The following is a 22,963-nucleotide window of genomic DNA, read 5'->3' as shown; positions in this document are numbered from 1 at the left end:
TCGGCGGATTACCCGCCACAAATATTGCTTTAATGGCTTGCCCAAATAGCGGGAAGAGTACGCTATACCTTGCAGGCGATTAACCTGATACGCTAAGGGAGATATTATGCAGAAGAAATTAAAAGTCGTAACCATTGGTGGCGGCAGCAGCTATACCCCGGAATTACTTGAAGGTTTCCTGAAACGTTATCATGAATTACCGGTCAGCGAATTATGGCTGGTTGACGTTGAGGAAGGTCAGGAAAAGCTGAATATTATTTTCGACCTGTGCAAGCGCATGGTGGAGAAAGCGGGCGTGCCTCTGACCGTGCATAAAACCCTCGATCGCCGTCTGGCGCTGAAAGATGCGGATTTCGTGACCACCCAGCTGCGCGTCGGCCAGCTGAAGGCGCGCGAGCTGGACGAGCGTATTCCGCTGAGCCACGGCTATCTCGGGCAGGAGACCAACGGCGCGGGCGGTCTGTTCAAAGGCCTGCGTACCATCCCGGTCATTTTCGACATCGTCAAAGACGTGCAGGATATCTGCCCGAACGCGTGGGTTATTAACTTCACCAACCCGGCCGGGATGGTGACCGAGGCGGTCTATCGTCATACCGGTTTTAAACGCTTTATCGGCGTCTGTAATATTCCGATTGGTATGAAGATGTTTATCCGCGACGTGCTGGCGCTGAACGACAGCGACGATCTCTCCATCGACCTGTTCGGCCTGAACCACATGGTGTTCATTAAAGACGTTATCGTGAACGGTCAATCGCGCTTTGCCGAACTGCTCGACGGCGTGGCTTCCGGTCGACTGACGGCGGCATCGGTGAAAAACATCTTTGACCTGCCGTTCAGCGAAGGGCTGATCCGCTCGCTGAACCTGCTTCCGTGCTCGTACCTGCTTTACTACTTTAAGCAGAAAGAGATGCTGGCCATCGAAATGGGCGAGTACTATAAGGGCGGCGCGCGCGCGCAGATCGTTCAGAAAGTCGAGAAGCAGCTGTTCGATTTGTATAAAGATCCGAACCTGAACGTTAAACCGAAAGAGCTGGAGCAGCGCGGCGGGGCCTACTACTCCGATGCTGCGTGCGAGGTGATTAACGCCATCTACAACGACAAGCAGGCGGAACACTATGTTAACGTGCCGCACTACGGCCATATCGACAATATCCCGGCGGACTGGGCGGTCGAGATGACCTGCATCCTGGGACGCGAAGGCGCTAAACCGCATCCACGCATCACCCACTTCGATGATAAGGTCATGGGCCTGATCCACACCATCAAAGGCTTTGAAGTGGCGGCAAGCAACGCGGCGCTGAGCGGCGAGCTCAATGACGTGCTGCTGGCGCTGAACCTCAGCCCGCTGGTGCATTCCGACCGCGATGCGGAGCAGCTGGCCGGCGAGATGATCCTGGCGCATGAAAAATGGTTGCCGAACTTTGCCGCCACGATCGAGAAGCTGAAGTTCAAACACCACTGAGAGGACGTACAATGGAAAACCTGCTGATCGTTAATGCTGATGATTTTGGCCTCTCGAAAGGCCAGAACTACGGCATTATTGAAGCCTGTCGCCGGGGTGTTGTGACCTCGACCACGGCACTGGTGAATGGTGAGGCGGTTGAACACGCGGCGCAGCTGAGCCGCGAGGTGCCGGAGCTGGGCGTTGGCATGCATTTTGTGCTGACGCTCGGGATGCCGCTTTCGCCCATGCCCGGCCTGACGCGCGACGGCCAGCTGGGCAAATGGATTTGGGAACAGGCGGAGCAGGGCGCTCTGCCGCTCGAAGAGATTGCCGGCGAGCTGGAGCGTCAGTTCAACCGCTTTATTGACGCGTTTGGAAAGGCGCCGACGCATATCGACAGCCATCACCACGTACACATGATCCCGGCAATTTTCCCGATTGTCGCGGAGTTTGCGCAGCGTAAAGGCGTGGCGATGCGCGTGGATCGGGAGGCGCGCGGCGTGCCCGACTGCGACGTGACCACCACAGAGGGGTTCAGCAGCGCATTTTACGGCGACGAGATCGACGAAGCGCTGTTCCTTAAGGTGCTGGATGATTCCAGCGCGCGGGGGGAACGGTCGCTGGAGATCATGGCGCATCCTGCTTTTGTCGATAACATCGTACGTAAGAGCGCCTACTGCTGGCCGCGCCTGGCGGAGCTGGACGTGCTGACGTCGCCGTCGCTGAAATACGCGATTGCCGAGCGTGGGTATCGGTTGGGGACGTTCGGGGATCTTTGAGATAAAGCCCGGTGGCGAGGTAAAAGCAAAACGGTAACCTGGGTTACCGTTTTTATTGTTTTCTCCCTCTCCCGTGGGAGAGGGGCGGGGTGAGGGTATTTTTTACGCCGGGATTTGGTCAATCTTACTGCTGCGCGACCAGACGCGGTGCGCGGCGAGCAAATCAAACAGCTTCGTCATAAAGGCATCGTCAACGTTGTCGCCCTCGACAATGCCGTCCTCACCCTGATCGGCCACCTTCAGGTGCGCCTTAAACCGTCGCGCGTCGCCGGACAGCGCGATCGGTTTCAGGTGCTTATAGGCTTCCAGCAGATAATACACCGCGTCACCGTTGCTCAGCAGGCTGTCAATGTCTCCGCACGGCACAATCACCGCATCGACGGTCAGCGATGGCGCCCCGGCAAAGGTCGCCGCCACCGGCAGCACGGAGCCGTCATCGGCGGTCACTTCCCCCATGCGGGAATAAAGCAGTTTCGCATGCACGCCCTGGGTCTTCAGCGCCTGCATGATCCCCAGCACGTCGCTGGCGCGGGTTTTGTCGTTCAGCAGGATGGCGACCACGCGGCCTTTAATCGAGCCACCCGGCACGGCATACAGGCTCAGCGACGGATCTTTCTTCACGCCGTTAACCTCTTTAGGCGGGGCAAGGTTGCGCTGCTCGTCGGTCAGCGTAATGCCCAGGTTATCCGCAACGCTCTGGGCGAGCTGAATATCAATGCGCGCCAGCTGATCGACGACCCGCTCGCGGATGTAGGTACGCACCACTTTGCTCAGCTCAAAGCTGAAGCCGCCGATAATGTGCTGTTGCTCAATCGGCGTCTGGCTGTTCCAGAACAGGCGAGGATGGGCGTAATACTCGCCGAACGACGGGCTGCGCTCGCGAATTTTGTTGCCGTCGACACGCTCCTGGTACGATTCGAATCCACCGCGTTTCGGCGCCGGAGGCGTTTCGCGCGGCCAGTTATCGTTGATGGAGTTCGGCTCATAGTTTGCCGGATTGGTATCAATATCCTGACGATGCATCCCGTCGCGCTGGAAGTTATGGTAAGGGCAGGTTGGGCGGTTAATCGGAATTTCGTGGAAGTTCGGCCCGCCCAGACGGCTGATCTGCGTATCGGTATACGAGAACAAGCGACCCTGCAGGAGCGGATCGTTGGTGAAGTCCAGCCCCGGCACGATATGCCCCGGGTGGAATGCGGCCTGTTCGTTTTCGGCAAAGAAATTATCCGGGTTGCGGTTGAGCACCATTTTACCCACCAGCTGAACCGGCACCAGCTCTTCCGGGATCAGCTTCGTCGGGTCAAGCAGGTCGAAATCGAACTTAAATTCGTCCTCTTCCGGAATGAGCTGCAGGCCCAGCTCGTACTCCGGGAAGTCGCCCGCTTCGATAGACTCCCACAGCTCGCGGCGGTGGAAGTCCGGGTCGCGCCCGGTCAGCTTTTGCGCCTCGTCCCACACCAGCGAGGCTTTACCCGCCACCGGCTTCCAGTGGAAACGGACGAACGTGGCTTTACCCTCGGCGTTGATCAGACGGAAGGTATGGATGCCAAAGCCTTCCATGGTGCGATAGCTGCGCGGAATGCCGCGGTCTGACATCGCCCACATCACGTTGTGTAAGGTCTCAGGCTGCAGGGAGACATAGTCCCAAAAGGTGTCGTGCGCGCTTTGTCCCTGCGGTATGGCCCAGTGGGGCTCCGGTTTTACCGCATGGACAAAGTCAGGAAATTTATGCGCATCCTGAATGAAGAACACCGGGGTGTTATTGCCCACCAGATCGAAAATACCCTCTTCGGTATAAAACTTGGTGGCAAAGCCGCGGATATCCCGGACGGTATCTGCCGAACCCGCGCCGCCCTGTACGGTGGAGAAGCGCACAAATACCGGAGTGATTTTGTCCGGATCGGAGAGGAAATCCGCTTTGGTGATCGCTTTCAGACTCTTATAGGGCTGGAAGTAGCCGTGCGCAGCGGAACCTCGCGCGTGGACGATGCGTTCCGGTATCCGCTCGTGGTCGAAATGGGTGATTTTTTCCCGCAGGATAAAGTCTTCCAGCAGGGTTGGCCCGCGCGCGCCTGCGCGAAGGGAGTTCTGATCGTCCGCAATGCGCACGCCCTGATTGGTGGTGAGCGCAAAACCTTCGCCGCCTTTGCGGTGCGGCTCAAGCGATTTCAGCTTCTCGTTTCCCGTCTCCGGCGATTTCATGCTTCCCGGTGCGGTAGGCTGTTCGCCCGGTGCGGAAGGGCCAGGGGAGGGGCGGTGAGAGCCGTCCGCAGGGGCGAGAGAGTCCATACCCGGTTGAGATTCCTCAGTGCCATGAATCGGTGATTGATGAGTTTTATCTTTGTTCGACATTGCACGCTTCTCCTTTATCCATTGCTAAAAACCCTATTAAGGATAGAACAATGTCGCGAGATGGCTCGCGAACTAAGAGTTTTCACATGCCGTCATTAACGAAAGGAGCCATCCCACCCACTCGGAGCGCGACGGAAGGCAGCAGGATCGGCTATCATAGAATTTTCCTGCTTCAAGAATTTGCTTTAGTGAACCAGTCGCTTATGAAACCTCTTCGTCAACAAAACCGCCAGGTTATTAGCTATGTGCCCCGCGTTGAGCCCGCGCCGCCTGACCATGCCCTGAAAGTTGAGGGGTTTCGCGATGTCTGGCAGCTGCGGGGAAAATACGTGGCCTTTGTGCTGATCGGCGAACATTTCCGCCGCTCGCCCACGTTTACGGTGCCGGAATCAGCGCAACGGTGGGCGATGCAGATCCGCCAGGATGAAGAGGTTGAAGAATAACAGCCATAAAAAAACCGCCATCAGGCGGTTTTTTTTATTTCTAAAGTGATTAACGGTGCGCCAGCTCGGCGTCGTCTTCACTTTCCAGAATCGCTTTGTCGGTCTGCTTCAGCCACTGGCTGGTCAGCGTACCGGCGGTCATGGAGCCGCTCACGTTCAGCGCGGTACGGCCCATGTCGATCAGCGGTTCAACGGAGATCAGCAGCGCGACCAGCGTCACGGGCAGACCCAGCGCAGGCAGCACAATCAGCGCGGCGAAGGTTGCGCCACCGCCAACACCCGCAACGCCTGCGGAGCTGACGGTAACAATCCCGACCAGCGTGGCGATCCAGACCGGATCCAGCGGGTTAATCCCAACGGTAGGGGCAACCATCACCGCCAGCATCGCCGGGTACAGACCCGCACAGCCGTTCTGACCAATGGTGGCACCAAAGGAGGCAGAGAAGCTGGCGATGGATTCAGGCACGCCCAGACGACGGGTTTGCGCTTCAACGTTCAGCGGAATAGACGCGGCGCTGGAACGGCTGGTGAAGGCAAAGGTCAGTACCGGCCAGACTTTACGGAAGTATTTCAGCGGGCTGACGCCGTTTACGCCCAGCAGGATGCCGTGCACCACGAACATAATGCCCAGACCCAGATAAGAGGCGACAACGAAGCTGCCCAGCTTAATGATGTCCTGCAGGTTAGAGCCGGCAACCACTTTGGTCATCAGCGCCAGCACGCCGTAAGGCGTCAGCTGCATCACCAGACGCACCAGCTTCATCACCCAGCTTTGCAGGGTATCAATCGCCGTCAGCACGCGTTCGCCTTTAGGCGCGTCGTCTTTCAGAAGCTTCAGCGCCGCTACGCCCAGGAACGCGGCGAAAATAACCACGCTGATGATTGAGGTTGGGCTCGCCCCGGTCAGGTCAGCAAACGGGTTCTTCGGAATGAAGGAGAGCACCATCTGCGGCACGGTCAGGTCAGCCACTTTACCAACGTAGTTGGTTTGAATCGCGGTAAGACGCGCCGTTTCAGCGGTACCCTGAACCAGACCTTCTGCGGTCAGGCCAAACAGGTTGGTGACCAGCACACCCACCAGCGCGGCAATCAGCGTGGTGAACAGCAGCGTACCAATGGTCAGGAAGCTGATTTTTCCCAGCTGGGTCGCGTTATGCAGGCGGGCAACGGCGCTCAGAATAGAGGCGAACACCAGCGGCATAACGATCATCTGCAGCAGCTGAACATAGCCGTTACCGACGATGTTGAACCACTGAATAGAATCTTTCAGAACTGGATTATCGGAACCATAAATTGCCTGTAATGCCAGACCAAATACGACACCCATGGCCAGACCAACCAGCACTTTTTTCGCCAGGCTCCACTGTTTGTGGCGCGCCTGCGCGAGAAGCAATAGCAATACAACGAACACAACGACGTTCGCGATGAGTGGAAAATTCATCCCCGTTCTCCTGATTTATTATTGGGTCGGTTTTTACCGATCCTGTTGGCGGAAGGTTAGCAGAAGTGTGATGTAGCGCTTATATCCAAATGGAATGGGTTATGACAAATAGGATAATTTTGTTGGTTTACTGTTCAATCTGGTGATGAATAAAGCGATTGAACTGAAATTGCAGCGAATTAATCATCTGGGATGACCAGCGAACTGCACTGTTTTCGGGCAATGTTTGCGGCATCCAGACGGCATAAGCAAATAGCGCCATGCACAATACGCGCTCAAGCTGGTTGCCTTTCTGCGGTGCGAGGATCGGAAAACGGAAACGCCAGCGGCAGGGCCACAGCAGCGGCACGCCCGCAGGCGTCAGCATATCGGCGAGAATATGGCTTAAATAGCCCAGCACCATCCCCTGGATGGCATCGGCGGGGACTATCCAGCTTTCGGGCACCTTCAAATAGAAAAGCGTCAGCAGGCCAAACACGGCCAGCAGGCTGTGCGTAAACCCCCGATGGCCGAACGCGCGGGCGATGGGTTTCGACACCCACTTCAGGCGTTGTCCGAGAAAGGACTTGGGGTGGTCAATGTCGGGCAGCAGACAGGTCAATACGGCGGAAGGGACAATATGCCACCAGTCCCCCTGTGCCAGCACGGGGGTGAGTTCAGCGTTTTTGGCAAATACTGCGCACGCAATAGAAAAAAGCAGGTGGCCTTCCGCCGTCATGATAAAACCCACAAAACTGTCAATTCATACAGTATAGGGTTTTTATACAGTAGGCGGAAGAGGTGACGGTGTAACTGTTTGTCACAAACCGGAGAAGGGCGTTAACCGCCCTGCAGATGATGCGCAGTGAGTTCTGCCAGCGAGTTAAGCTTCACGTCGGCGAGGGCAAACCGGGGGTCGTGACGGCCTTCTTCAGCGGGCACCACAATGGAGCGCATCCGTGCAGCCTTCGACGCCACCATACCGTTAACGGAATCTTCCAGCGCAACGCAGTTGAGGGGATCCAGGCCCAGCTTTGCGGCGCAGTCCAGATAAACCTGCGGGTGCGGCTTGCTGTAAGGCAATTTTTCAGCGGACGCCAGCGCGTCAAAACTGTCGCGCAGTTCAAACATCGTGAGCACTTTTTCCAGCATATGTAGCGGTGAAGCCGAGGCCAGTCCGACCTTCAGCCCCTGGGCTTTACACAGCGCGACGGCCTCACGTACGCCGGGCAGCAGCGGCCTGTTCTCTTCCACCAGAGAAATGGCGCGGCTGATAATGCGTGCGGTCACCTCATCGCGATTGGGACCTACCCAAGGCTGTTGGGCAAACCACAGGTCAACCACCATATCGATGCGCAGGCCCAGCGTATCGGGAAGTTCATTACGGCGGCTGATATCCACGCCGAGGCTGGCCATCACATCCAGTTCGGCGCGATCCCACAGCGGTTCGGAATCGATCAGTAATCCATCCATGTCAAAAATTGCGGCAAGAATTTGGCGCGGTGTCGACATCACAACGTCTCCTTATCCAGGGTGTTCGACAGACGATACGTGCTAAGCACACTCTGCAATTTAGCATATTGCTTTTAAAGAGCGGGCGAAATTGATGACCAGCAGGTAGACTTAGGCACAAATAACGCGTCTTTATGAAGAGGAACTGATGACGTATCAACAAGCTGGACGCATTGCGGTCTTAAAACGTATTGCTGGCTGGGTGATTTTTATTCCTGCCGTCATTTCTACGCTGATTTCTGTACTCAAATTTATGTACGACCACAGCGAAAAACAGCCGGGTATCAATGCGGTAATGCTTGATTTCGCTCATGTCATGATTGAGATGATGCGTTTTAATACGCCATTTTTGAATGTCTTCTGGTTTAACTCACCCACCCCGGATTTTCATCAACAGCTGAATATCGGCTTTTGGGTGATATATGCCCTGATCTTTGTCGCGCTGGCATTACAAGCCTCTGGCGCGAGAATGAGTCGCCAGACGCGCTTTTTACGCGAAGGCGTTGAGGATCAGTTGATTCTGGAGCAGGCCAAAGGCCCGGAAGGAATGAGTCGGGAGCAGATTGAATCCCGCATTGTTGTGCCGCGTCACACCATTTTCCTGCAAATTTTCCCGCTCTACATCCTTCCCGTGATTATCATTGTGGCGGGATACTTCTTCTTCTCACTGCTCGGTTTTCTGTAAGCGATAAGGGTGGCGGCAAGGCCACCCGTTATCTTCTCAGGCGGCAAGCATACGCTCGAGTGCCCGCTGCGCGTTAACAAGGTGTTCTCCGCCAAAAAGAATGGCACGGTTCATCAGCGTATAAAGCTGATACACCGGCTGGCGGTCGAGGAAACCGGGCGGGAGGGGGGAAACAGACTGGTATCCGTCGTATATTTGCGGCGGCTGCTCAGGATGAAGTGGCAGCATGGCTAGATCGCACTCTCTGTCACCCCAGTAGCAGGCCGGGTCAAAGATGTACGGGCCGTTGGGACCCAGCGCGCAGTTATTGGACCACAAATCGCCGTGCAGCAGAGACGCCTGAGGCTGGTGGGATGCCAGACGCTGTTGAACATGCTCGACGATGGCGTCGATATTGCCAAACTCCAGCCCTTTCTCGGCGGCCAGCTCAAGCTGCCAGCCAATGCGCTGCTCGGCAAAAAATGTCGACCAGCGACGCTGCCAGGCATTGGGCTGTGGCGTGGTGGAGAGATCGTTGTCAAAGTCGAGACCAAACTGCGGCTGGTCGCTCCATTGATGCAGGCGCGCCAACTGTTGGCCAAGGATGAACGCATTATGGGCATCCAGCGGGCGGGCGGGGAGATATTCCATTACCAGGAAGCTGTAGTCGCGGTCGCTCCCCACGGCCAGAACCTGCGGGACCGTGACCGTTTTACTGCGGGACAACAGCTCCAGCTGGTCGGCTTCGGCGGTAAATATTGGAAGCAGCTCTCGCTCATCGCATTTAACGAAGAGATCGCGCCCTGCGTAGCGTAAATGCCACGCGGCGTGGATCTCACCGCCTGGCAGTTCGTTACGCAGTTCAATTTCACCTTCACCCAGCTGCTCACGTAAAAGATGACTGATAGCCTGCCACATGTTGTCTCTCCCATGTTGTCTGCCAGATCATAAAGTTAGCGCATAACTGCGGTAAAAAAATACGAACTAACGCACACCTGAGCGGTTTAAATTCATACAGCGCACTTATTGTTCTTTTTTCCGCCAGCTTTCCCAGGTATCCACGTCAATTTCGGCAGGCTTGTCGGCCACGCTCTCCACCAGACTGGCGGCCAGCGCATGAACCTCTTCCTGACTCAGGGCGCCGATCAGACCAAATGTCAGGGTGCCTAAATCATGAATGTTGCCCTCGTCATCCGTCAGCGTGAGGAGAAAATTAGCCCGGGTGAAAGCATTGTTGAGCTCATTCAGCTCGGTCAGCGATGCTTCATGAAGGTTGATGGTCACGACGTAGCGTGTGATGTCACCACTGCTCATAATTCACCTCATTGTTATCATGGAAGTTTTCTTAGCATAGTCGATAGTTTGCGTTTGGCGACTCAGAGACGACATTCCCCTCCGTTAAAGACGAAGGGGAAGAGGGGTTAATTTCGGGACAGGTAATCGACGATTTTTTGCGTATCGGCAAGCGAACAGAGACGCGTGCCCTGGTTGATGGTGGCGGCGCTACCCGCCGCCACGCCGTAGCGGGTCATTTCGAGCAGAGACGCGCCCTGCGCCAGTTTTAGCGTCATCGCACCCACCATGCTATCGCCCGCGCCAACCGTGCTCTGGCTCTTCATCGGCGGTGGAACAACCTGAACGGACGACGATTCATCGACTGCCAGCGCCCCCTGAGGGCCAAGGGAGACGACTACGCGCCGCGCTTTGCCGCTTCGCACCAGCTCCTGCGCGGCGGTGCGCACATCATCAGGCTGCGTCAGTTCGCGGTTGACCAGCGCGCTTAACTCTTTCTGGTTGGGTTTGACCAGCTCAAGATTGCCCGGCACCAGAGCCGCCTGCAGGGCCTCGCCGCTGCTGTCGACAATGCAGCGGATACCGCGCTGCTGCGCGGCCTGAATCAGCGCCGTCAATTTTTCCTGGCTTACGCCGGGCGGCAGGCTGCCGCTTACCACCAGCAGCGCGCCGCTTTCTATCGTCAGCACTTTCTCTTCAAGCTGACGAAACTCGTCATCGCTGAGTTTCGCACCCGGCATGACAAAACGGTACTGCTCGCCGCTGGATTCTACGTGGACATGCAGGTTTTGCCGCGTCCAGTCTTTCGCCTCGACGGTGTCTACGGCCACCTGTTCATCGGCCAGCAGAGAGACCAGGTGTTCACCGGTGGCACCGCCTGCGGGGAAAATGGCCGTGGCTTTGCCGCCGAGGTGTGTAATGGCGCGCGCCACGTTGATCCCGCCGCCGCCGGGCTCAAAGACCGGGGCGCTGCAGCGCAATTTACCTTCCGGGTAAATCTGCGGCGTCAGGGTGGCGGAATCCAGGGAAGGGGAGAGCGTCAGAGTATAAATAGAAACCATCATTACCTCCTTTTAGCATGGGTTCTTATTAGCCTGGCACCATTTGTCAGGAAGGCAATGTAAATAACAGTATGATTTTAAATATGAATACTGACGAAAAGTGAGGCGGGGGATATATAAAATAAAACGCTTTTTGAGATCGTTCTTATTCAAAAAATGAAATAAGAAAACATTGCTATGTTATTTGCGGCTTTTTATAATTTGTTACCTTTCTCTGGACTCCTTGTCATTGATCCTCAAGAAAGATTCCGGGACCGTGTGGTCTCTTTTTTTGTTGTACGGACTCCTTAATAAAATGAAGCTTTTAAAGACAGTGCCCGCTGCACTGATGCTGGCGGGTGGCGTGTTTGCGGCTATGAACGCGACCGCTGATGATACCGTTTTTACTGTCATGGACGATCCTTCCACCGCGAAAAAACCGTTTGAAGGTAACCTGAACGCCGGATACCTGGCACAATCCGGTAACACCAAAAGCTCTTCTCTGACGGCGGACAGTACGCTAACCTGGTACGGTAATACCACCGCCTGGTCTCTATGGGGTAATGCCAGCAACACTTCCGCTAACGACGAACGTTCTTCCGAGAAGTATGCGGTAGGCGGACGTAGCCGTTACAACATGACCGACTATGACTACCTGTTTGGTCAGGCAAGCTGGTTAACCGACCGTTACAACGGTTATCGCCAGCGCGATGTATTCACCGCCGGTTATGGTCGCCAGTTCCTGAACGGTCCGGTACACAGCTTCCGTTTTGAATTCGGTCCGGGTGTGCGTTATGACGAGTACACCAATGGCGATACTAAAACCCAACCGCTCGGTTACGCTTCCGGTACCTATGCCTGGCAGATGACTGACAACACCAAATTTACCCAGGGTGTTTCTGTATTTGGTGCCGACGATACGACGCTGAACTCTGAGACGGCGCTGAACGTGGCTATCAACGAACACTTTGGCCTGAAAGTCGCCTACAACGTGACCTGGAACTCTTCACCACCAGAATCTGCACCGGATCATACCGACCGCAGAACCACGGTTTCACTGGGTTATAGAATGTAATAAAAGCGGGCCGATGATGATGTCGGCCCGTTTATTGTCTGCGGTCTTTAGACGTCCCTTCTGATGACTTGTCTTCGCCCCTAGCCCCAAATCATTGCCGCCCAACGGAGTAGCAGCATTGCGCCGCAGATGGCAATCAGCACCAGCACCATTTTCCAGTGTTTTACGGCAAATCGTTTAGTTGGCATAACCTAATCCTTGTTGGTTGATATCCCCAGTCTACCAAACAGGGCCGAAATATGCCCCTTCTCAGGATCGATTGGGTTATGCCAGCGCAGGATTCGGCTCAGAACCAGTGGAATCGTTCGGCGAGAATCAACAATAAACCTGTGGCGGAAAGGATGTTCAATATCACAACCGTTCTACTGGATACGTTCATGGTATGCACCTTTGGGTTTAAAGACCTGTTCAAGGGTAGCCCAGCATCTTTGAAATGCGAGCGCAGGGGAGAAGCAACCTGCAAATTCGTACGAAAGCGCCAGCCCATCAATCTGGCCGCAGAGGGTGCAATCTCCTTGCCGTTAGTGTTAACATTACGTCGCTTGCCGTAAATCCACATTAATCTGAATTCGGCTGGTGAATGATGACGAACCAATTTGACGATTGTTGGTCAGATGGTGTCGTAATCTATTGTCAAATCACGATTATTTTCTTTGTATATGCTCTTATGTGTGGGGCATCACTGCAAATAAGGATATAAAATGCCTGTAATTACTCTTCCTGATGGCAGCCAACGCCATTTCGACCGTGCTGTTAGCCCAATGGATGTTGCCCTGGACATTGGTCCTGGTCTCGCGAAAGCGACTATCGCTGGCCGCGTTAACGGTGAGCTGGTGGATGCTTCCGATCTGATCGAAAACGATGCGACGCTTGCAATCATCACTGCGAAAGACGAAGAAGGTCTGGAGATCATTCGTCACTCCTGCGCGCACCTGTTAGGCCATGCCATCAAACAGCTGTGGCCAAACACCAAAATGGCGATCGGTCCGGTTATCGACAATGGTTTCTACTATGACGTTGACCTTGACCACACCCTGACTCAGGAAGATATCGACGCGCTCGAAAAACGCATGCACGAGCTCGCCGAAACGAACTATGACGTCATCAAGAAGAAAGTCAGCTGGCACGAAGCGCGTGAAACCTTCGTGAAGCGCGGCGAGAGCTATAAAGTCTCTATTCTTGACGAAAACATTTCGCATGATGACAAGCCTGGCTTGTACCATCACGAAGAATACGTCGACATGTGCCGTGGACCGCACGTGCCGAACATGCGCTTCTGTCATCACTTTAAGCTGATGAAGATCGCGGGCGCCTACTGGCGTGGCGACAGCAACAACAAAATGTTGCAGCGTATTTATGGTACCGCGTGGGCTGATAAAAAAGCCCTGAACGCATACCTGCTGCGCCTGGAAGAGGCGGCGAAGCGTGACCACCGTAAAATCGGTAAGCAGCTTGACCTGTACCACATGCAGGAAGAAGCGCCGGGTATGGTGTTCTGGCATAACGACGGCTGGACTATCTTCCGTGAACTGGAAACTTTCGTACGCTCCAAGCTGAAAGAGTACCAGTATCAGGAAGTGAAAGGCCCGTTCATGATGGACCGTGTGCTGTGGGAAAAAACCGGCCACTGGGACAACTACAAAGATGCGATGTTCACCACCTCGTCTGAGAACCGTGAATACTGCATCAAGCCAATGAACTGCCCGGGCCACGTTCAGATCTTCAACCAGGGTCTGAAGTCCTACCGCGACCTGCCGCTGCGTATGGCGGAGTTCGGTAGCTGCCACCGTAACGAACCATCAGGTGCGCTGCACGGTCTGATGCGTGTTCGTGGCTTTACTCAGGATGATGCGCATATCTTCTGTACTGAAGATCAGGTCCGTGACGAAGTTAACGCCTGTATTCGTATGGTCTACGATATGTACAGCACCTTTGGCTTCGAGAAGATCGTAGTCAAACTCTCAACGCGTCCGGAAAAACGTATCGGCAGCGATGAGACATGGGATCGCGCAGAAGCGGATCTCGCCGTGGCGCTGGAAGAGAACGGCATACCGTTCGAATACCAGCTGGGCGAGGGCGCATTCTACGGTCCGAAAATTGAATTTACCCTGTATGACTGCCTCGATCGCGCATGGCAGTGCGGTACTGTACAGCTGGACTTCTCCCTGCCGCAGCGTTTAAGCGCCTCTTATGTTGGCGAAGACAACGAGCGTCAGGTACCGGTAATGATTCACCGTGCAATTCTCGGTTCTCTGGAGCGCTTCATCGGCATCCTGACCGAAGAGTTCGCTGGCTTCTTCCCAACCTGGCTTGCGCCAGTGCAGGTCGTGGTGATGAACATTACCGATTCTCAGGCGGATTACGTTAAAGAATTGACGCAGAAACTACAAAATGCGGGCATTCGCGTAAAAGCAGACTTGAGAAATGAGAAGATTGGCTTTAAAATCCGCGAGCACACTTTACGTCGTGTCCCGTATATGTTGGTCTGTGGTGATAAAGAGGTGGAAGCAGGCAAAGTTGCCGTTCGCACCCGCCGTGGTAAAGACCTGGGCAGCCTGGACGTAAGTGAAGTGATTGAGAAGCTGCAACAAGAGATTCGCAGCCGCAGTCTTCAACAACTGGAGGAATAAGGTATTAAAGGCGGAAAACGAGTTCAAACGGCACGTCCGAATCGTATCAATGGCGAGATTCGCGCCCAGGAAGTTCGCTTAACAGATCTTGAAGGTGAACCACTGGGGATTGTGAGTCTGAGAGAAGCGATCGAAAAAGCTGAAGAAGCTGGAGTAGATTTAGTTGAAATCAGCCCTAACGCCGAACCGCCAGTTTGTCGTATCATGGACTACGGCAAGTTCCTTTATGAAAAGAGTAAGTCTTCTAAGGAACAGAAGAAGAAGCAAAAAGTTATCCAGGTTAAGGAAATCAAATTCCGTCCTGGTACCGACGATGGCGATTATCAGGTAAAACTCCGCAGCCTGATTCGCTTTCTGGAAGATGGCGATAAGGCCAAGATCACACTGCGTTTCCGCGGTCGTGAGATGGCCCACCAACAGATTGGTATGGAAGTGCTTAACCGCGTCCGTGACGATCTGAGTGAACTGGCAGTAGTCGAATCCTTCCCTACGAAGATCGAAGGCCGCCAGATGATCATGGTGCTCGCTCCTAAGAAGAAACAGTAAGGCCTTCAAGCAGCAAAATCTGTGGAGCCTTCGGGTTTCATAGGTTTTGTTCGCCTATGTTTCGTTTATTTAACAATGCGAAGTGGAAGTTATTAAGATGCCAAAAATTAAGACCGTACGCGGTGCTGCTAAGCGCTTCAAAAAAACCGGTGGTGGTGGATTTAAGCGTAAGCACGCAAACCTGCGTCATATTCTGACCAAAAAATCTACTAAGCGTAAACGTCACCTGCGTCCAAAAGGCCTCGTTTCTAAAGGCGATCTGGGTCTGGTTATCGCGTGCCTGCCGTACGCATAAGCCGTTAACGTTTAATTTTTTACTAAGAATATAGATACAGGAGAGCACATATGGCTCGCGTAAAACGTGGTGTAATTGCACGTGCACGTCACAAGAAAATTTTGAAACAAGCTAAAGGCTACTACGGTGCGCGTTCACGCGTATACCGCGTTGCCTTCCAGGCTGTTATCAAAGCAGGTCAGTACGCTTACCGTGACCGTCGTCAGCGTAAGCGTCAGTTCCGTCAACTGTGGATTGCGCGTATCAACGCAGCAGCACGTCAGAACGGTATTTCTTACAGCAAATTCATCAACGGCCTGAAAAAAGCCTCTGTTGAAATCGACCGTAAGATCCTGGCTGACATCGCAGTATTCGACAAAGTAGCGTTCACCGCTCTGGTCGAAAAAGCGAAAGCAGCACTGGCATAAGCCAGTTGAGAGAGGGGGCTTTGCTCCCTCTTTTCATTTAACACCATCAGAAGATTGACATTTATCCGTCCAGGCTTTTCAATAAGGTCTTAACGGTTTTTACCAGACAAGGTAACGCAAGCATGAATGCTGCTATTTTCCGCTTCTTCTTTTACTTTAGCACCTGATTTCAGGAGGCTAGCGCGTGAAAGATGAAACGAAAAACAGCGCCAGATAAGCCTCCCGATGGAGGCTTTTTTTGTGCCTGAATTTGAGAGAATAACTCCACCAAATCGGTGTCTGCACCGACATAATGAGGAAAATCATGTCACATCTCGCAGAGCTGGTTGCCAGTGCAACAGCCGCCATTAATCAGGCCTCAGATGTTGCCGCGTTAGACAATGTCCGCGTCGAATATCTTGGGAAGAAAGGGCACCTGACCCTTCAGATGACAACCCTGCGTGAGCTGCCGGCAGAAGAACGCCCGGCAGCAGGTGCGGTGATTAACGAAGCCAAAGAGCAGGTACAGCAGGCGCTGAACGCGCGTAAAGCCGAGCTGGAAAGCGCGGTGCTGAATGCGCGTCTGGCCGCAGAGACGATCGACGTTTCTCTGCCGGGTCGCCGTATCGAAAACGGTGGTCTGCATCCGGTTACCCGCACCATCGATCGCATTGAAAGTTTCTTCGGTGAGCTCGGCTTTACCGTGGCGACTGGCCCGGAAATCGAAGATGATTACCACAACTTCGACGCCCTGAACATTCCTGGCCATCATCCGGCACGCGCTGACCACGACACTTTCTGGTTCGACGCTACGCGTCTGCTGCGTACTCAGACCTCCGGCGTTCAGATCCGTACCATGAAGGATCAGGAGCCGCCAATCCGCATTATCGCGCCGGGCCGCGTCTATCGTAACGACTACGATCAGACCCACACGCCAATGTTCCACCAGATGGAAGGTCTGATTGTTGATAAAAACATCAGCTTCACCAACCTGAAGGGCACGCTGCACGATTTCCTGAACAACTTCTTTGAGGAAGATCTGCAGGTTCGTTTCCGTCCGTCCTACTTCCCGTTCACCGAACCGTCTGCGGAAGTTGACGTGATGGGTAAAAACGGCAAATGGCTGGAAGTGCTGGGCTGCGGCATGGTGCATCCAAACGTGCTGCGCAACGTGGGTATCGATCCGGAAGTTTACTCCGGCTTTGCTTTCGGCATGGGCATGGAGCGTCTGACCATGCTGCGTTACGGCGTGACCGACTTACGTGCATTCTTCGAAAACGATCTGCGTTTCCTCAAACAGTTTAAATAAGGGCAGGACAGAACAATGAAATTCAGTGAACTGTGGTTACGCGAGTGGGTAAACACCACGCTGGACAGCGACGCGCTTTCTAACCAGATCACCATGGCGGGTCTGGAAGTGGACGGCGTTGAGCCGGTTTCCGGTGCCTTCAGCGGCGTGGTTGTCGGCGAAGTGGTCGAGTGCGGCCAGCACCCTAACGCTGACAAACTGCGCGTAACAAAAGTAAACGTGGGCGGTGACCGTCTGCTGGATATCGTCTGCGGTGCGCCAAACTGCCGTCAGGGCCTGAAGGTGGCCGTGGCGACCGTCGGTGCGGTGCTGCCGGGTGATTTCAAAATTAAAGCGGCTAAGCTGCGCGGCGAGCCGTCTGAAGGCATGCTGTGCTCCTTCTCCGAGCTGGGTATTTCCGACGATCACAACGGCATTATTGAGCTGCCGCTGGATGCGCCAATCGGCACCGATATCCGTGAATACCTGAAGCTTGATGACAACACCATCGAAATCAGCGTTACGCCAAACCGTGCCGACTGCTTAGGTATCATCGGCGTGGCGCGCGACGTGGCCGTGCTGAACCAGACTGAGCTGAACGCGCCGGACATTGCGCCGGTTGAAGCGACCATCAGTGACGTGCTGCCTATTCAGGTTGACGCTGCGGATGCTTGCCCGCGCTACCTCGGTCGCGTGGTAAAAGGCATCAACGTGAAAGCGCCAACTCCGCTGTGGATGAAAGAGAAGCTGCGCCGCTGCGGTATTCGCTCTATCGACGCCGTGGTTGACGTGACCAACTACGTTCTGCTGGAGCTGGGCCAGCCAATGCACGCGTTCGATAAAGATCGTATCGACGGCGGCATCGTTGTGCGCATGGCGAAAGAGGGCGAAACCCTGGTTCTGCTCGACGGCAGCGAAGCGAAACTGAACGCCGACACCCTGGTGATTGCTGACCACAGCAAAGCGCTGGCAATGGGCGGTATCTTCGGTGGCGAGCACTCAGGCGTGAACGACGAGACGCAAAACGTCCTGCTGGAATGCGCGTTCTTCAGCCCGCTCTCCATCACCGGTCGCGCACGCCGTCACGGCCTGCATACCGATGCCTCTCACCGCTACGAGCGCGGCGTTGACCCGGCGCTGCAGTACAAAGCGATGGAACGTGCGACCCGCCTGCTGATCGACATCTGCGGCGGTGAAGCGGGGCCGGTTATCGACGTCACCAACGAAGCGACCCTGCCGAAGCGTGCGACCATCACCCTGCGCCGCAGCAAGCTGGATCGCCTGATTGGCCATCACGTTGCCGATGCGCAGGTAACCGACATCCTGAAACGTCTGGGCTGTGAAGTAACCGAAGGCCAGGACGAATGGAAAGCCGTTGCGCCATCATGGCGTTTCGACATGGAAATTGAAGAAGATCTGGTGGAAGAAGTGGCCCGCGTTTACGGCTACAACAACATCCCTGACGAGCCTGTCCAGGCAGGTCTGGTGATGGGCACCCACCGCGAAGCCGACCTGTCTCTGAAGCGCGTGAAAACCATGCTGAACGACAAAGGCTACCAGGAAGTGATCACCTACAGCTTCGTTGATCCAAAGCTGCAGCAGCTGATCCACCCGGGTCAGGAGGCGCTGATCCTGCCAAGCCCAATTTCCAGCGAAATGTCCGCGATGCGTCTGTCTCTGTGGACGGGCCTGCTGGGTACTGTCGTTTATAACCAGAATCGCCAGCAAAACCGCGTGCGAATTTTCGAAAGCGGTTTGCGCTTTGTACCGGATAATCAGGCAAATTTAGGCATCCGTCAGGATCTCATGCTGGCTGGCGCCATCAGCGGCAACCGCTATGAAGAGCACTGGGACCTGGCAAAAGGCACGGTTGATTTCTACGATATGAAGGGCGATCTGGAAGCGATTCTGGATCTGACCGGTAAATTATCTGAAATTGAATTCCGCGCAGAAGCTATCCCGGCTCTGCATCCGGGCCAGAGCGCAGCTATCTATTTAGACGGCAAACGCGTTGGTTTTATTGGGGTTGTTCACCCTGAGCTGGAGCGTAAGCTGGACCTGAACGGCCGTACCATCGTGTTCGAGCTGGAATGGAACCCGGTGGCTGACCGTGTTATTCCTCAGGCTCAGGACGTCTCCCGCTTCCCGGCAAACCGCCGTGATATCGCGGTTGTGGTCGCGGAAAATGTGCCTGCAGCAGATATTTTGGCCGAATGTAAGAAAGTTGGCGTAAATCAGGTAGTTGGCGTAAACTTATTTGACGTGTACCGCGGCAAGGGCGTAGCAGAAGGTTTCAAGAGCCTCGCTATTAGCCTTATCCTTCAGGATACCAGCCGTACACTCGAAGAAGAGGAGATTGCCGCTACCGTCGCCAAATGTGTAGAGGCATTAAAAGAGCGATTCCAGGCATCATTGAGGGATTGAACCTATGGCGCTTACAAAAGCTGAAATGTCAGAATATCTGTTTGATAAGCTTGGGCTTAGCAAACGGGATGCCAAAGAGCTGGTAGAGCTGTTTTTCGAAGAGATCCGTCGTGCTCTGGAAAATGGTGAGCAGGTAAAACTCTCCGGTTTTGGCAATTTTGATTTGCGAGACAAAAACCAACGTCCGGGCCGCAACCCGAAGACGGGGGAAGATATTCCCATTACAGCCCGCCGCGTGGTGACCTTCAGACCCGGCCAGAAGTTGAAAAGCCGTGTCGAAAACGCAACGCCCAAAGCAGAGTAATATGAACTAACTAAAAAGGCCGCCCACGCGGCCTTTTTTCTTTGCGCTCTCCGGCAAACCCGCCGTAAAATCAATTACATCTCTCGCTACTAAAACCGTACACATGCTTGATTATGCCCATCGCCAGCACCGTTCCGATAAGCGTCACCTGCTTTTGCTGGTGCTGTTGCTCATTGTCGCCGCGGGCGTGAGCCTCTGCGCGGGCGACAGATGGATCGGGCCTGAAAGCTGGTGGGGGCCGGACGGGCAGCTCTTCGTCTGGCAAATTCGCCTGCCGCGCACCGTCGCGGTGGTTCTGGTCGGCGCCTCGCTGGCGCTGTGCGGCACCATAATGCAGGCGTTGTTTGATAACCCTCTGGCGGAGCCCGGGCTGCTCGGCGTGTCAAACGGCGCAGGCGTAGGCCTGATTGCGGCGGTGATGCTGGGTGGGGGAAAACTCTCCGGATGGAGTATTAGCCTGAGCGCTATCCTCGGCGCGCTGCTGATCACCGCGATCCTTCTTCGTTTTGCCAGACGGCACTTATCGACCAGCCGCCTGCTGCTTGCCGGCGTGGCGCTGGGGATCATTTGTAGCGCGCTGATGACCTGGGCGGTCTACTTCTCAACATCCTTTGACTTGCGTCAGCTGATGTACTGGATGATGGGCGGCTTTGGCGGCGTTGACTGGCACCAGGGCTGGCTGATGGCGCTGCTGGTACCGGTTATCGTGTGGGCTGCCCTGCAGGCGCAGCCGCTGAATATGCTCGCGCTGGGTGAAACCTCTGCCCGCCAGCTCGGCATGCCGATTGGGTTCTGGCGTAATGTGCTGGTGATCGTCATTGGCTGGCTGGTCGGCGTCAGCGTGGCTCTGGCGGGCGCGATCGGTTTTATCGGGCTGGTTATTCCGCATATGCTGCGTCTGTGTGGCCTCACGGACCATCGGACCCTGCTTCCGGCCTCGGCGGTTGCCGGTGCCGTCACGCTGCTGGTGGCTGATATCATCGCCCGGCTTGCCCTGACGTCCGCAGAGCTGCCGATTGGCGTGGTGACCGCCACGCTGGGCGCGCCGGTATTTATCTGGCTACTATTAAAAGCTGGACGTTAATTCAACAAGCCGTAAGACAACCTGAGGGAATGCTATGCAGTCAGACATCCTGAATACTGAAGTGACCACCATTGATGGCGATAACACCACGCTGGAAGGCTACAAAGGCAACGTGCTGCTTATCGTCAACGTGGCATCCAAATGTGGCCTGACGCCGCAGTACGAGCAGCTGGAGAACATTCAGAAGGCCTGGGAGAAAGACGGTTTCACCGTACTGGGCTTCCCGTGCAACCAGTTCCTGGGCCAGGAGCCGGGCAGCGAAGAGGAGATTAAAACCTTCTGCAGCACCACCTATGGCGTGACGTTCCCGATGTTCAGCAAAATCGATGTCAACGGCGAAGACCGCCATCCTCTGTATGAGAAGCTGATCGCTGCCGCGCCGAAGGCCGTTGCGCCGGAAGGAAGCGGTTTTTATGAACGCATGGCCAGCAAAGGCCGCGCGCCGCTTTACCCGGACGATATCCTGTGGAATTTTGAAAAATTCCTGATTGGCCGCGACGGCCAGGTCGTTCAGCGTTTTTCGCCGGATATGACCCCTGAGGATCCGATCGTCATGGAATCGATCAAGCTGGCGCTGGCGAAATAATGTCGTTGCTGATGCAGCTCACGGACGTTGCCGAGCGGGGACGTCTGGAGCCGATAACCGGTACCATCAATGCGGGAGAAATCCTGCATCTTGTCGGGCCAAACGGTGCAGGGAAGAGCACGCTGCTGGCAAGGATGGCAGGCATGACCGTCGGAGAAGGGCAGATAACGCTGCTGGAGCATACGCTCGCCGACTGGTCACCGGTCTCGCTGGCGCATCGGCGCAGTTACCTCGTGCAGCAGCAGGTGCCGCCCTTTGCGATGCCGGTCTGGCACTATCTGATGCTGCATTTGCACGACAAACAACAGACGGCACTGCTGACGGACGTTGCCGCGGCCCTGGGGCTGGAAGATAAACTGTCCCGGCACGCCAGCCAGCTTTCCGGCGGAGAGTGGCAGCGGGTGCGCCTGGCGGCCGTCATTCTTCAGATCCACCCGGCAGGTAATCCTCACGGACGAATGCTGCTTCTCGATGAACCCATGAGCGGTCTGGACGTGGCGCAGCAGGCGGCACTGGATACGCTGTTAAGCGCCCTGAGCCGAAAAGGTATCGGCGTGGTGATGAGCAGTCATGACCTCAACCACACCCTGCGTCATGCCCACCGGGTGTGGCTGCTGTCGCAGGGAAAGATGATCGCCAGCGGCGCGCGGGATCGGGTTCTTACGCCGCCCCATCTTGCCCGCGCGTACAACATGTCGTTCCGCAGGCTGGATATTGAGGGACATAAGATGCTGATTTCTACCGGGCAGACGTAACCGTTTCTTGCCTCTTAGCACAATTGCACGCTAAATTACGAAAAGAACAAAAAAAGCAGAGGATTCGTCTGAAAATGCGATTCTGGTTTCTCCTGATGGCCGCACTTTTTCTTGCGGGATGCAGTAGCCATCGTGCGCCGCCGCCTAACCCACGGCTTTCAGATTCGATCACCGTCATTGCCAGCCTTAACGATCAGCTGAGCAACTGGCGCGGTACGCCTTATCGCTACGGCGGAATGAGCCGCGGCGGCGTAGATTGTTCCGGCTTCGTTCTGATGACGTTCCGCGACAAGTTTGATTTACAGCTTCCGCGCGAAACGCGCAAGCAGGCCGAAATTGGCACTGAAATTGATAAAGGCGATCTTCTCCCCGGGGACCTGGTTTTCTTCAAAACCGGATCGGGTGAAAGCGGTCTTCATGTGGGCATATATGATACAGACAATCAGTTCATTCACGCCTCGACAAGCCGCGGGGTGATGCGCTCTTCTCTTGATAATGTTTACTGGCGTAAAAATTTCTGGCAGGCACGACGTATATAGTCTTTGTCAGACACTTCTCTTATGACGGCATGGTCTCTAATAAATCATGCCGTTTTTTCTCAAATAAGATGCTTAAAGTTAAATTTATCTAAAATTAGCGAATC

At 54.9% G+C, this 22,963-nt stretch carries 26 protein-coding genes and 1 other annotated feature; of the genes, 17 read left to right on the top strand and 9 right to left on the bottom strand.

The window, feature by feature from the left end:
* The first annotated feature begins 106 nt into the window (after window positions 1–106).
* Both HCH49_RS07635 and chbG read left to right on the top strand, forming a co-directional pair.
* On the top strand, window positions 107–1,462 hold the full coding sequence (locus HCH49_RS07635) for a 6-phospho-beta-glucosidase (protein ID WP_221702483.1): 1,356 nt from the start codon (window positions 107–109) through the stop codon (window positions 1,460–1,462).
* Between the two features lie 11 nt (window positions 1,463–1,473).
* Window positions 1,474–2,223 carry a chitin disaccharide deacetylase gene (chbG, locus tag HCH49_RS07630; protein WP_213730132.1) on the top strand — a complete coding sequence of 250 codons (750 nt, stop codon included), beginning with the start codon at window positions 1,474–1,476 and terminating at the stop codon, window positions 2,221–2,223.
* Window positions 2,224–2,325: 102 nt separating this feature from the next.
* Here the strand turns inward: chbG and katE are convergent, their stop codons facing one another.
* Entirely contained in the window at window positions 2,326–4,575 is a 2,250-nt protein-coding gene (gene katE, locus HCH49_RS07625; RefSeq protein WP_221702482.1) for a catalase HPII, read from the bottom strand.
* Window positions 4,576–4,625: 50 nt separating this feature from the next.
* On the opposite strand from katE, the gene cedA reads away from it, so the two are divergent.
* The gene (gene cedA / locus HCH49_RS07620) at window positions 4,626–5,018 is read left to right on the top strand and encodes a cell division activator CedA (protein WP_309136789.1); all 393 of its coding nucleotides are present in this window, start codon (window positions 4,626–4,628) and stop codon (window positions 5,016–5,018) included.
* A gap of 49 nt (window positions 5,019–5,067) precedes the next feature.
* Here the strand turns inward: cedA and tcyP are convergent, their stop codons facing one another.
* From tcyP to hxpB, 3 genes are all read right to left on the bottom strand, one after another.
* Window positions 5,068–6,459, bottom strand: coding sequence for a cystine/sulfocysteine:cation symporter (gene tcyP, locus HCH49_RS07615; protein WP_008500667.1), 1,392 nt, complete (start codon window positions 6,457–6,459; stop codon window positions 5,068–5,070).
* Window positions 6,460–6,586: 127 nt separating this feature from the next.
* On the bottom strand, window positions 6,587–7,177 hold the full coding sequence (locus tag HCH49_RS07610) for a metal-dependent hydrolase (RefSeq protein WP_014883483.1): 591 nt from the start codon (window positions 7,175–7,177) through the stop codon (window positions 6,587–6,589).
* Between the two features lie 101 nt (window positions 7,178–7,278).
* Window positions 7,279–7,950, bottom strand: coding sequence for a hexitol phosphatase HxpB (hxpB, locus tag HCH49_RS07605; RefSeq protein ID WP_033145270.1), 672 nt, complete (start codon window positions 7,948–7,950; stop codon window positions 7,279–7,281).
* A gap of 148 nt (window positions 7,951–8,098) precedes the next feature.
* Between hxpB and HCH49_RS07600 the strand changes: the two genes are divergently transcribed.
* Complete coding sequence (locus HCH49_RS07600; protein WP_023311291.1) at window positions 8,099–8,635, top strand: YniB family protein; 537 nt, start codon at window positions 8,099–8,101, stop codon at window positions 8,633–8,635.
* A 36-nt stretch (window positions 8,636–8,671) separates the two neighbouring features.
* On the opposite strand, the gene HCH49_RS07595 is transcribed toward HCH49_RS07600, so the two are convergent.
* The 3 genes from HCH49_RS07595 to pfkB all read right to left on the bottom strand — a co-directional run bounded on the left by HCH49_RS07595 (window position 8,672) and on the right by pfkB (window position 10,968).
* The gene (locus HCH49_RS07595; RefSeq protein WP_029740438.1) at window positions 8,672–9,532 is read right to left on the bottom strand and encodes a fructosamine kinase family protein; all 861 of its coding nucleotides are present in this window, start codon (window positions 9,530–9,532) and stop codon (window positions 8,672–8,674) included.
* A gap of 105 nt (window positions 9,533–9,637) precedes the next feature.
* Window positions 9,638–9,928 carry a type V toxin-antitoxin system endoribonuclease antitoxin GhoS gene (ghoS, locus tag HCH49_RS07590; RefSeq protein ID WP_221702481.1) on the bottom strand — a complete coding sequence of 97 codons (291 nt, stop codon included), beginning with the start codon at window positions 9,926–9,928 and terminating at the stop codon, window positions 9,638–9,640.
* Window positions 9,929–10,035: 107 nt separating this feature from the next.
* On the bottom strand, window positions 10,036–10,968 hold the full coding sequence (gene pfkB, locus HCH49_RS07585; protein ID WP_221702891.1) for a 6-phosphofructokinase II: 933 nt from the start codon (window positions 10,966–10,968) through the stop codon (window positions 10,036–10,038).
* Between the two features lie 295 nt (window positions 10,969–11,263).
* On the opposite strand from pfkB, the gene HCH49_RS07580 reads away from it, so the two are divergent.
* Window positions 11,264–12,022 (top strand): YdiY family protein, encoded by a 759-nt coding sequence (locus HCH49_RS07580; protein ID WP_033145273.1) that lies wholly within the window; start codon window positions 11,264–11,266, stop codon window positions 12,020–12,022.
* An 80-nt stretch (window positions 12,023–12,102) separates the two neighbouring features.
* Here the strand turns inward: HCH49_RS07580 and yniD are convergent, their stop codons facing one another.
* Window positions 12,103–12,210, bottom strand: a complete 108-nt coding sequence (gene yniD / locus HCH49_RS07575) for a small membrane protein YniD (RefSeq protein WP_008500658.1) — start codon at window positions 12,208–12,210, stop codon at window positions 12,103–12,105.
* A gap of 98 nt (window positions 12,211–12,308) precedes the next feature.
* A complete protein-coding gene (gene yncL / locus HCH49_RS07570) occupies window positions 12,309–12,401 on the bottom strand; it encodes a stress response membrane protein YncL (protein WP_021241082.1) in 93 nt (30 codons plus the stop codon).
* A 322-nt stretch (window positions 12,402–12,723) separates the two neighbouring features.
* Between yncL and thrS the strand changes: the two genes are divergently transcribed.
* The 12 genes from thrS to HCH49_RS07510 all read left to right on the top strand — a co-directional run bounded on the left by thrS (window position 12,724) and on the right by HCH49_RS07510 (window position 22,859).
* Window positions 12,724–14,652, top strand: a complete 1,929-nt coding sequence (gene thrS / locus HCH49_RS07565; RefSeq protein ID WP_008500657.1) for a threonine--tRNA ligase — start codon at window positions 12,724–12,726, stop codon at window positions 14,650–14,652.
* Between the two features lie 3 nt (window positions 14,653–14,655).
* Window positions 14,656–15,198 (top strand): translation initiation factor IF-3, encoded by a 543-nt coding sequence (gene infC, locus HCH49_RS07560; RefSeq protein WP_014069901.1) that lies wholly within the window; start codon window positions 14,656–14,658, stop codon window positions 15,196–15,198.
* 97 nt (window positions 15,199–15,295) lie between these two features.
* Window positions 15,296–15,493 carry a 50S ribosomal protein L35 gene (rpmI, locus tag HCH49_RS07555; RefSeq protein ID WP_003030583.1) on the top strand — a complete coding sequence of 66 codons (198 nt, stop codon included), beginning with the start codon at window positions 15,296–15,298 and terminating at the stop codon, window positions 15,491–15,493.
* A gap of 50 nt (window positions 15,494–15,543) precedes the next feature.
* The gene (gene rplT / locus HCH49_RS07550; RefSeq protein WP_000124850.1) at window positions 15,544–15,900 is read left to right on the top strand and encodes a 50S ribosomal protein L20; all 357 of its coding nucleotides are present in this window, start codon (window positions 15,544–15,546) and stop codon (window positions 15,898–15,900) included.
* 117 nt (window positions 15,901–16,017) lie between these two features.
* Window positions 16,018–16,142: a sequence feature (Phe leader region), on the top strand.
* The gene (gene pheM, locus HCH49_RS07545; protein ID WP_001386830.1) at window positions 16,023–16,067 is read left to right on the top strand and encodes a pheST operon leader peptide PheM; all 45 of its coding nucleotides are present in this window, start codon (window positions 16,023–16,025) and stop codon (window positions 16,065–16,067) included. (Overlaps the previous feature by 45 nt.)
* A 62-nt stretch (window positions 16,143–16,204) precedes the next feature.
* Window positions 16,205–17,188: a phenylalanine--tRNA ligase subunit alpha gene (pheS, locus tag HCH49_RS07540; RefSeq protein ID WP_033145275.1), complete on the top strand. Its 984-nt coding sequence runs from the start codon at window positions 16,205–16,207 to the stop codon at window positions 17,186–17,188.
* 15 nt (window positions 17,189–17,203) lie between these two features.
* Window positions 17,204–19,591, top strand: a complete 2,388-nt coding sequence (pheT, locus tag HCH49_RS07535) for a phenylalanine--tRNA ligase subunit beta (RefSeq protein ID WP_058840787.1) — start codon at window positions 17,204–17,206, stop codon at window positions 19,589–19,591.
* A 4-nt stretch (window positions 19,592–19,595) separates the two neighbouring features.
* A complete protein-coding gene (ihfA, locus tag HCH49_RS07530; RefSeq protein WP_003857805.1) occupies window positions 19,596–19,895 on the top strand; it encodes an integration host factor subunit alpha in 300 nt (99 codons plus the stop codon).
* Window positions 19,896–19,998: 103 nt separating this feature from the next.
* Window positions 19,999–20,979 (top strand): vitamin B12 ABC transporter permease BtuC, encoded by a 981-nt coding sequence (gene btuC / locus HCH49_RS07525; protein ID WP_221702480.1) that lies wholly within the window; start codon window positions 19,999–20,001, stop codon window positions 20,977–20,979.
* 34 nt (window positions 20,980–21,013) lie between these two features.
* Complete coding sequence (locus HCH49_RS07520; protein ID WP_221702479.1) at window positions 21,014–21,565, top strand: glutathione peroxidase; 552 nt, start codon at window positions 21,014–21,016, stop codon at window positions 21,563–21,565.
* A complete protein-coding gene (gene btuD, locus HCH49_RS07515) occupies window positions 21,565–22,320 on the top strand; it encodes a vitamin B12 ABC transporter ATP-binding protein BtuD (protein WP_069302682.1) in 756 nt (251 codons plus the stop codon). Before HCH49_RS07520 ends, btuD begins: the two co-directional genes overlap by 1 nt.
* A 74-nt stretch (window positions 22,321–22,394) precedes the next feature.
* Window positions 22,395–22,859, top strand: a complete 465-nt coding sequence (locus HCH49_RS07510; RefSeq protein WP_047061629.1) for an NlpC/P60 family protein — start codon at window positions 22,395–22,397, stop codon at window positions 22,857–22,859.
* The last annotated feature ends 104 nt before the right edge of the window (window positions 22,860–22,963 follow it).

The organism is Enterobacter sp. Y17, from assembly GCF_019730495.1.
Classification (GTDB): Bacteria; Pseudomonadota; Gammaproteobacteria; order Enterobacterales; family Enterobacteriaceae; genus Enterobacter; species Enterobacter asburiae_B.
Note: the sequence above shows the minus strand (reverse complement) of the source record. Positions and strands in the feature narration are given on the sequence as shown.

Coding starts and splice junctions, on each gene's coding strand:
- HCH49_RS07635 (WP_221702483.1), top strand. CDS start 107: ATGCAGAAGAAATTAAAAGTCGTAACCATTGGTGGCGGCAGCAGCTAT.
- chbG (WP_213730132.1), top strand. CDS start 1,474: ATGGAAAACCTGCTGATCGTTAATGCTGATGATTTTGGCCTCTCGAAA.
- katE (WP_221702482.1), bottom strand. CDS start 4,575: ATGTCGAACAAAGATAAAACTCATCAATCACCGATTCATGGCACTGAG.
- cedA (WP_309136789.1), top strand. CDS start 4,626: ATGTCGCGAGATGGCTCGCGAACTAAGAGTTTTCACATGCCGTCATTA.
- tcyP (WP_008500667.1), bottom strand. CDS start 6,459: ATGAATTTTCCACTCATCGCGAACGTCGTTGTGTTCGTTGTATTGCTA.
- HCH49_RS07610 (WP_014883483.1), bottom strand. CDS start 7,177: ATGACGGCGGAAGGCCACCTGCTTTTTTCTATTGCGTGCGCAGTATTT.
- hxpB (WP_033145270.1), bottom strand. CDS start 7,950: ATGTCGACACCGCGCCAAATTCTTGCCGCAATTTTTGACATGGATGGA.
- HCH49_RS07600 (WP_023311291.1), top strand. CDS start 8,099: ATGACGTATCAACAAGCTGGACGCATTGCGGTCTTAAAACGTATTGCT.
- HCH49_RS07595 (WP_029740438.1), bottom strand. CDS start 9,532: ATGTGGCAGGCTATCAGTCATCTTTTACGTGAGCAGCTGGGTGAAGGT.
- ghoS (WP_221702481.1), bottom strand. CDS start 9,928: ATGAGCAGTGGTGACATCACACGCTACGTCGTGACCATCAACCTTCAT.
- pfkB (WP_221702891.1), bottom strand. CDS start 10,968: ATGGTTTCTATTTATACTCTGACGCTCTCCCCTTCCCTGGATTCCGCC.
- HCH49_RS07580 (WP_033145273.1), top strand. CDS start 11,264: ATGAAGCTTTTAAAGACAGTGCCCGCTGCACTGATGCTGGCGGGTGGC.
- yniD (WP_008500658.1), bottom strand. CDS start 12,210: ATGCCAACTAAACGATTTGCCGTAAAACACTGGAAAATGGTGCTGGTG.
- yncL (WP_021241082.1), bottom strand. CDS start 12,401: ATGAACGTATCCAGTAGAACGGTTGTGATATTGAACATCCTTTCCGCC.
- thrS (WP_008500657.1), top strand. CDS start 12,724: ATGCCTGTAATTACTCTTCCTGATGGCAGCCAACGCCATTTCGACCGT.
- rpmI (WP_003030583.1), top strand. CDS start 15,296: ATGCCAAAAATTAAGACCGTACGCGGTGCTGCTAAGCGCTTCAAAAAA.
- rplT (WP_000124850.1), top strand. CDS start 15,544: ATGGCTCGCGTAAAACGTGGTGTAATTGCACGTGCACGTCACAAGAAA.
- pheS (WP_033145275.1), top strand. CDS start 16,205: ATGTCACATCTCGCAGAGCTGGTTGCCAGTGCAACAGCCGCCATTAAT.
- pheT (WP_058840787.1), top strand. CDS start 17,204: ATGAAATTCAGTGAACTGTGGTTACGCGAGTGGGTAAACACCACGCTG.
- ihfA (WP_003857805.1), top strand. CDS start 19,596: ATGGCGCTTACAAAAGCTGAAATGTCAGAATATCTGTTTGATAAGCTT.
- btuC (WP_221702480.1), top strand. CDS start 19,999: ATGCTTGATTATGCCCATCGCCAGCACCGTTCCGATAAGCGTCACCTG.
- HCH49_RS07520 (WP_221702479.1), top strand. CDS start 21,014: ATGCAGTCAGACATCCTGAATACTGAAGTGACCACCATTGATGGCGAT.
- btuD (WP_069302682.1), top strand. CDS start 21,565: ATGTCGTTGCTGATGCAGCTCACGGACGTTGCCGAGCGGGGACGTCTG.
- HCH49_RS07510 (WP_047061629.1), top strand. CDS start 22,395: ATGCGATTCTGGTTTCTCCTGATGGCCGCACTTTTTCTTGCGGGATGC.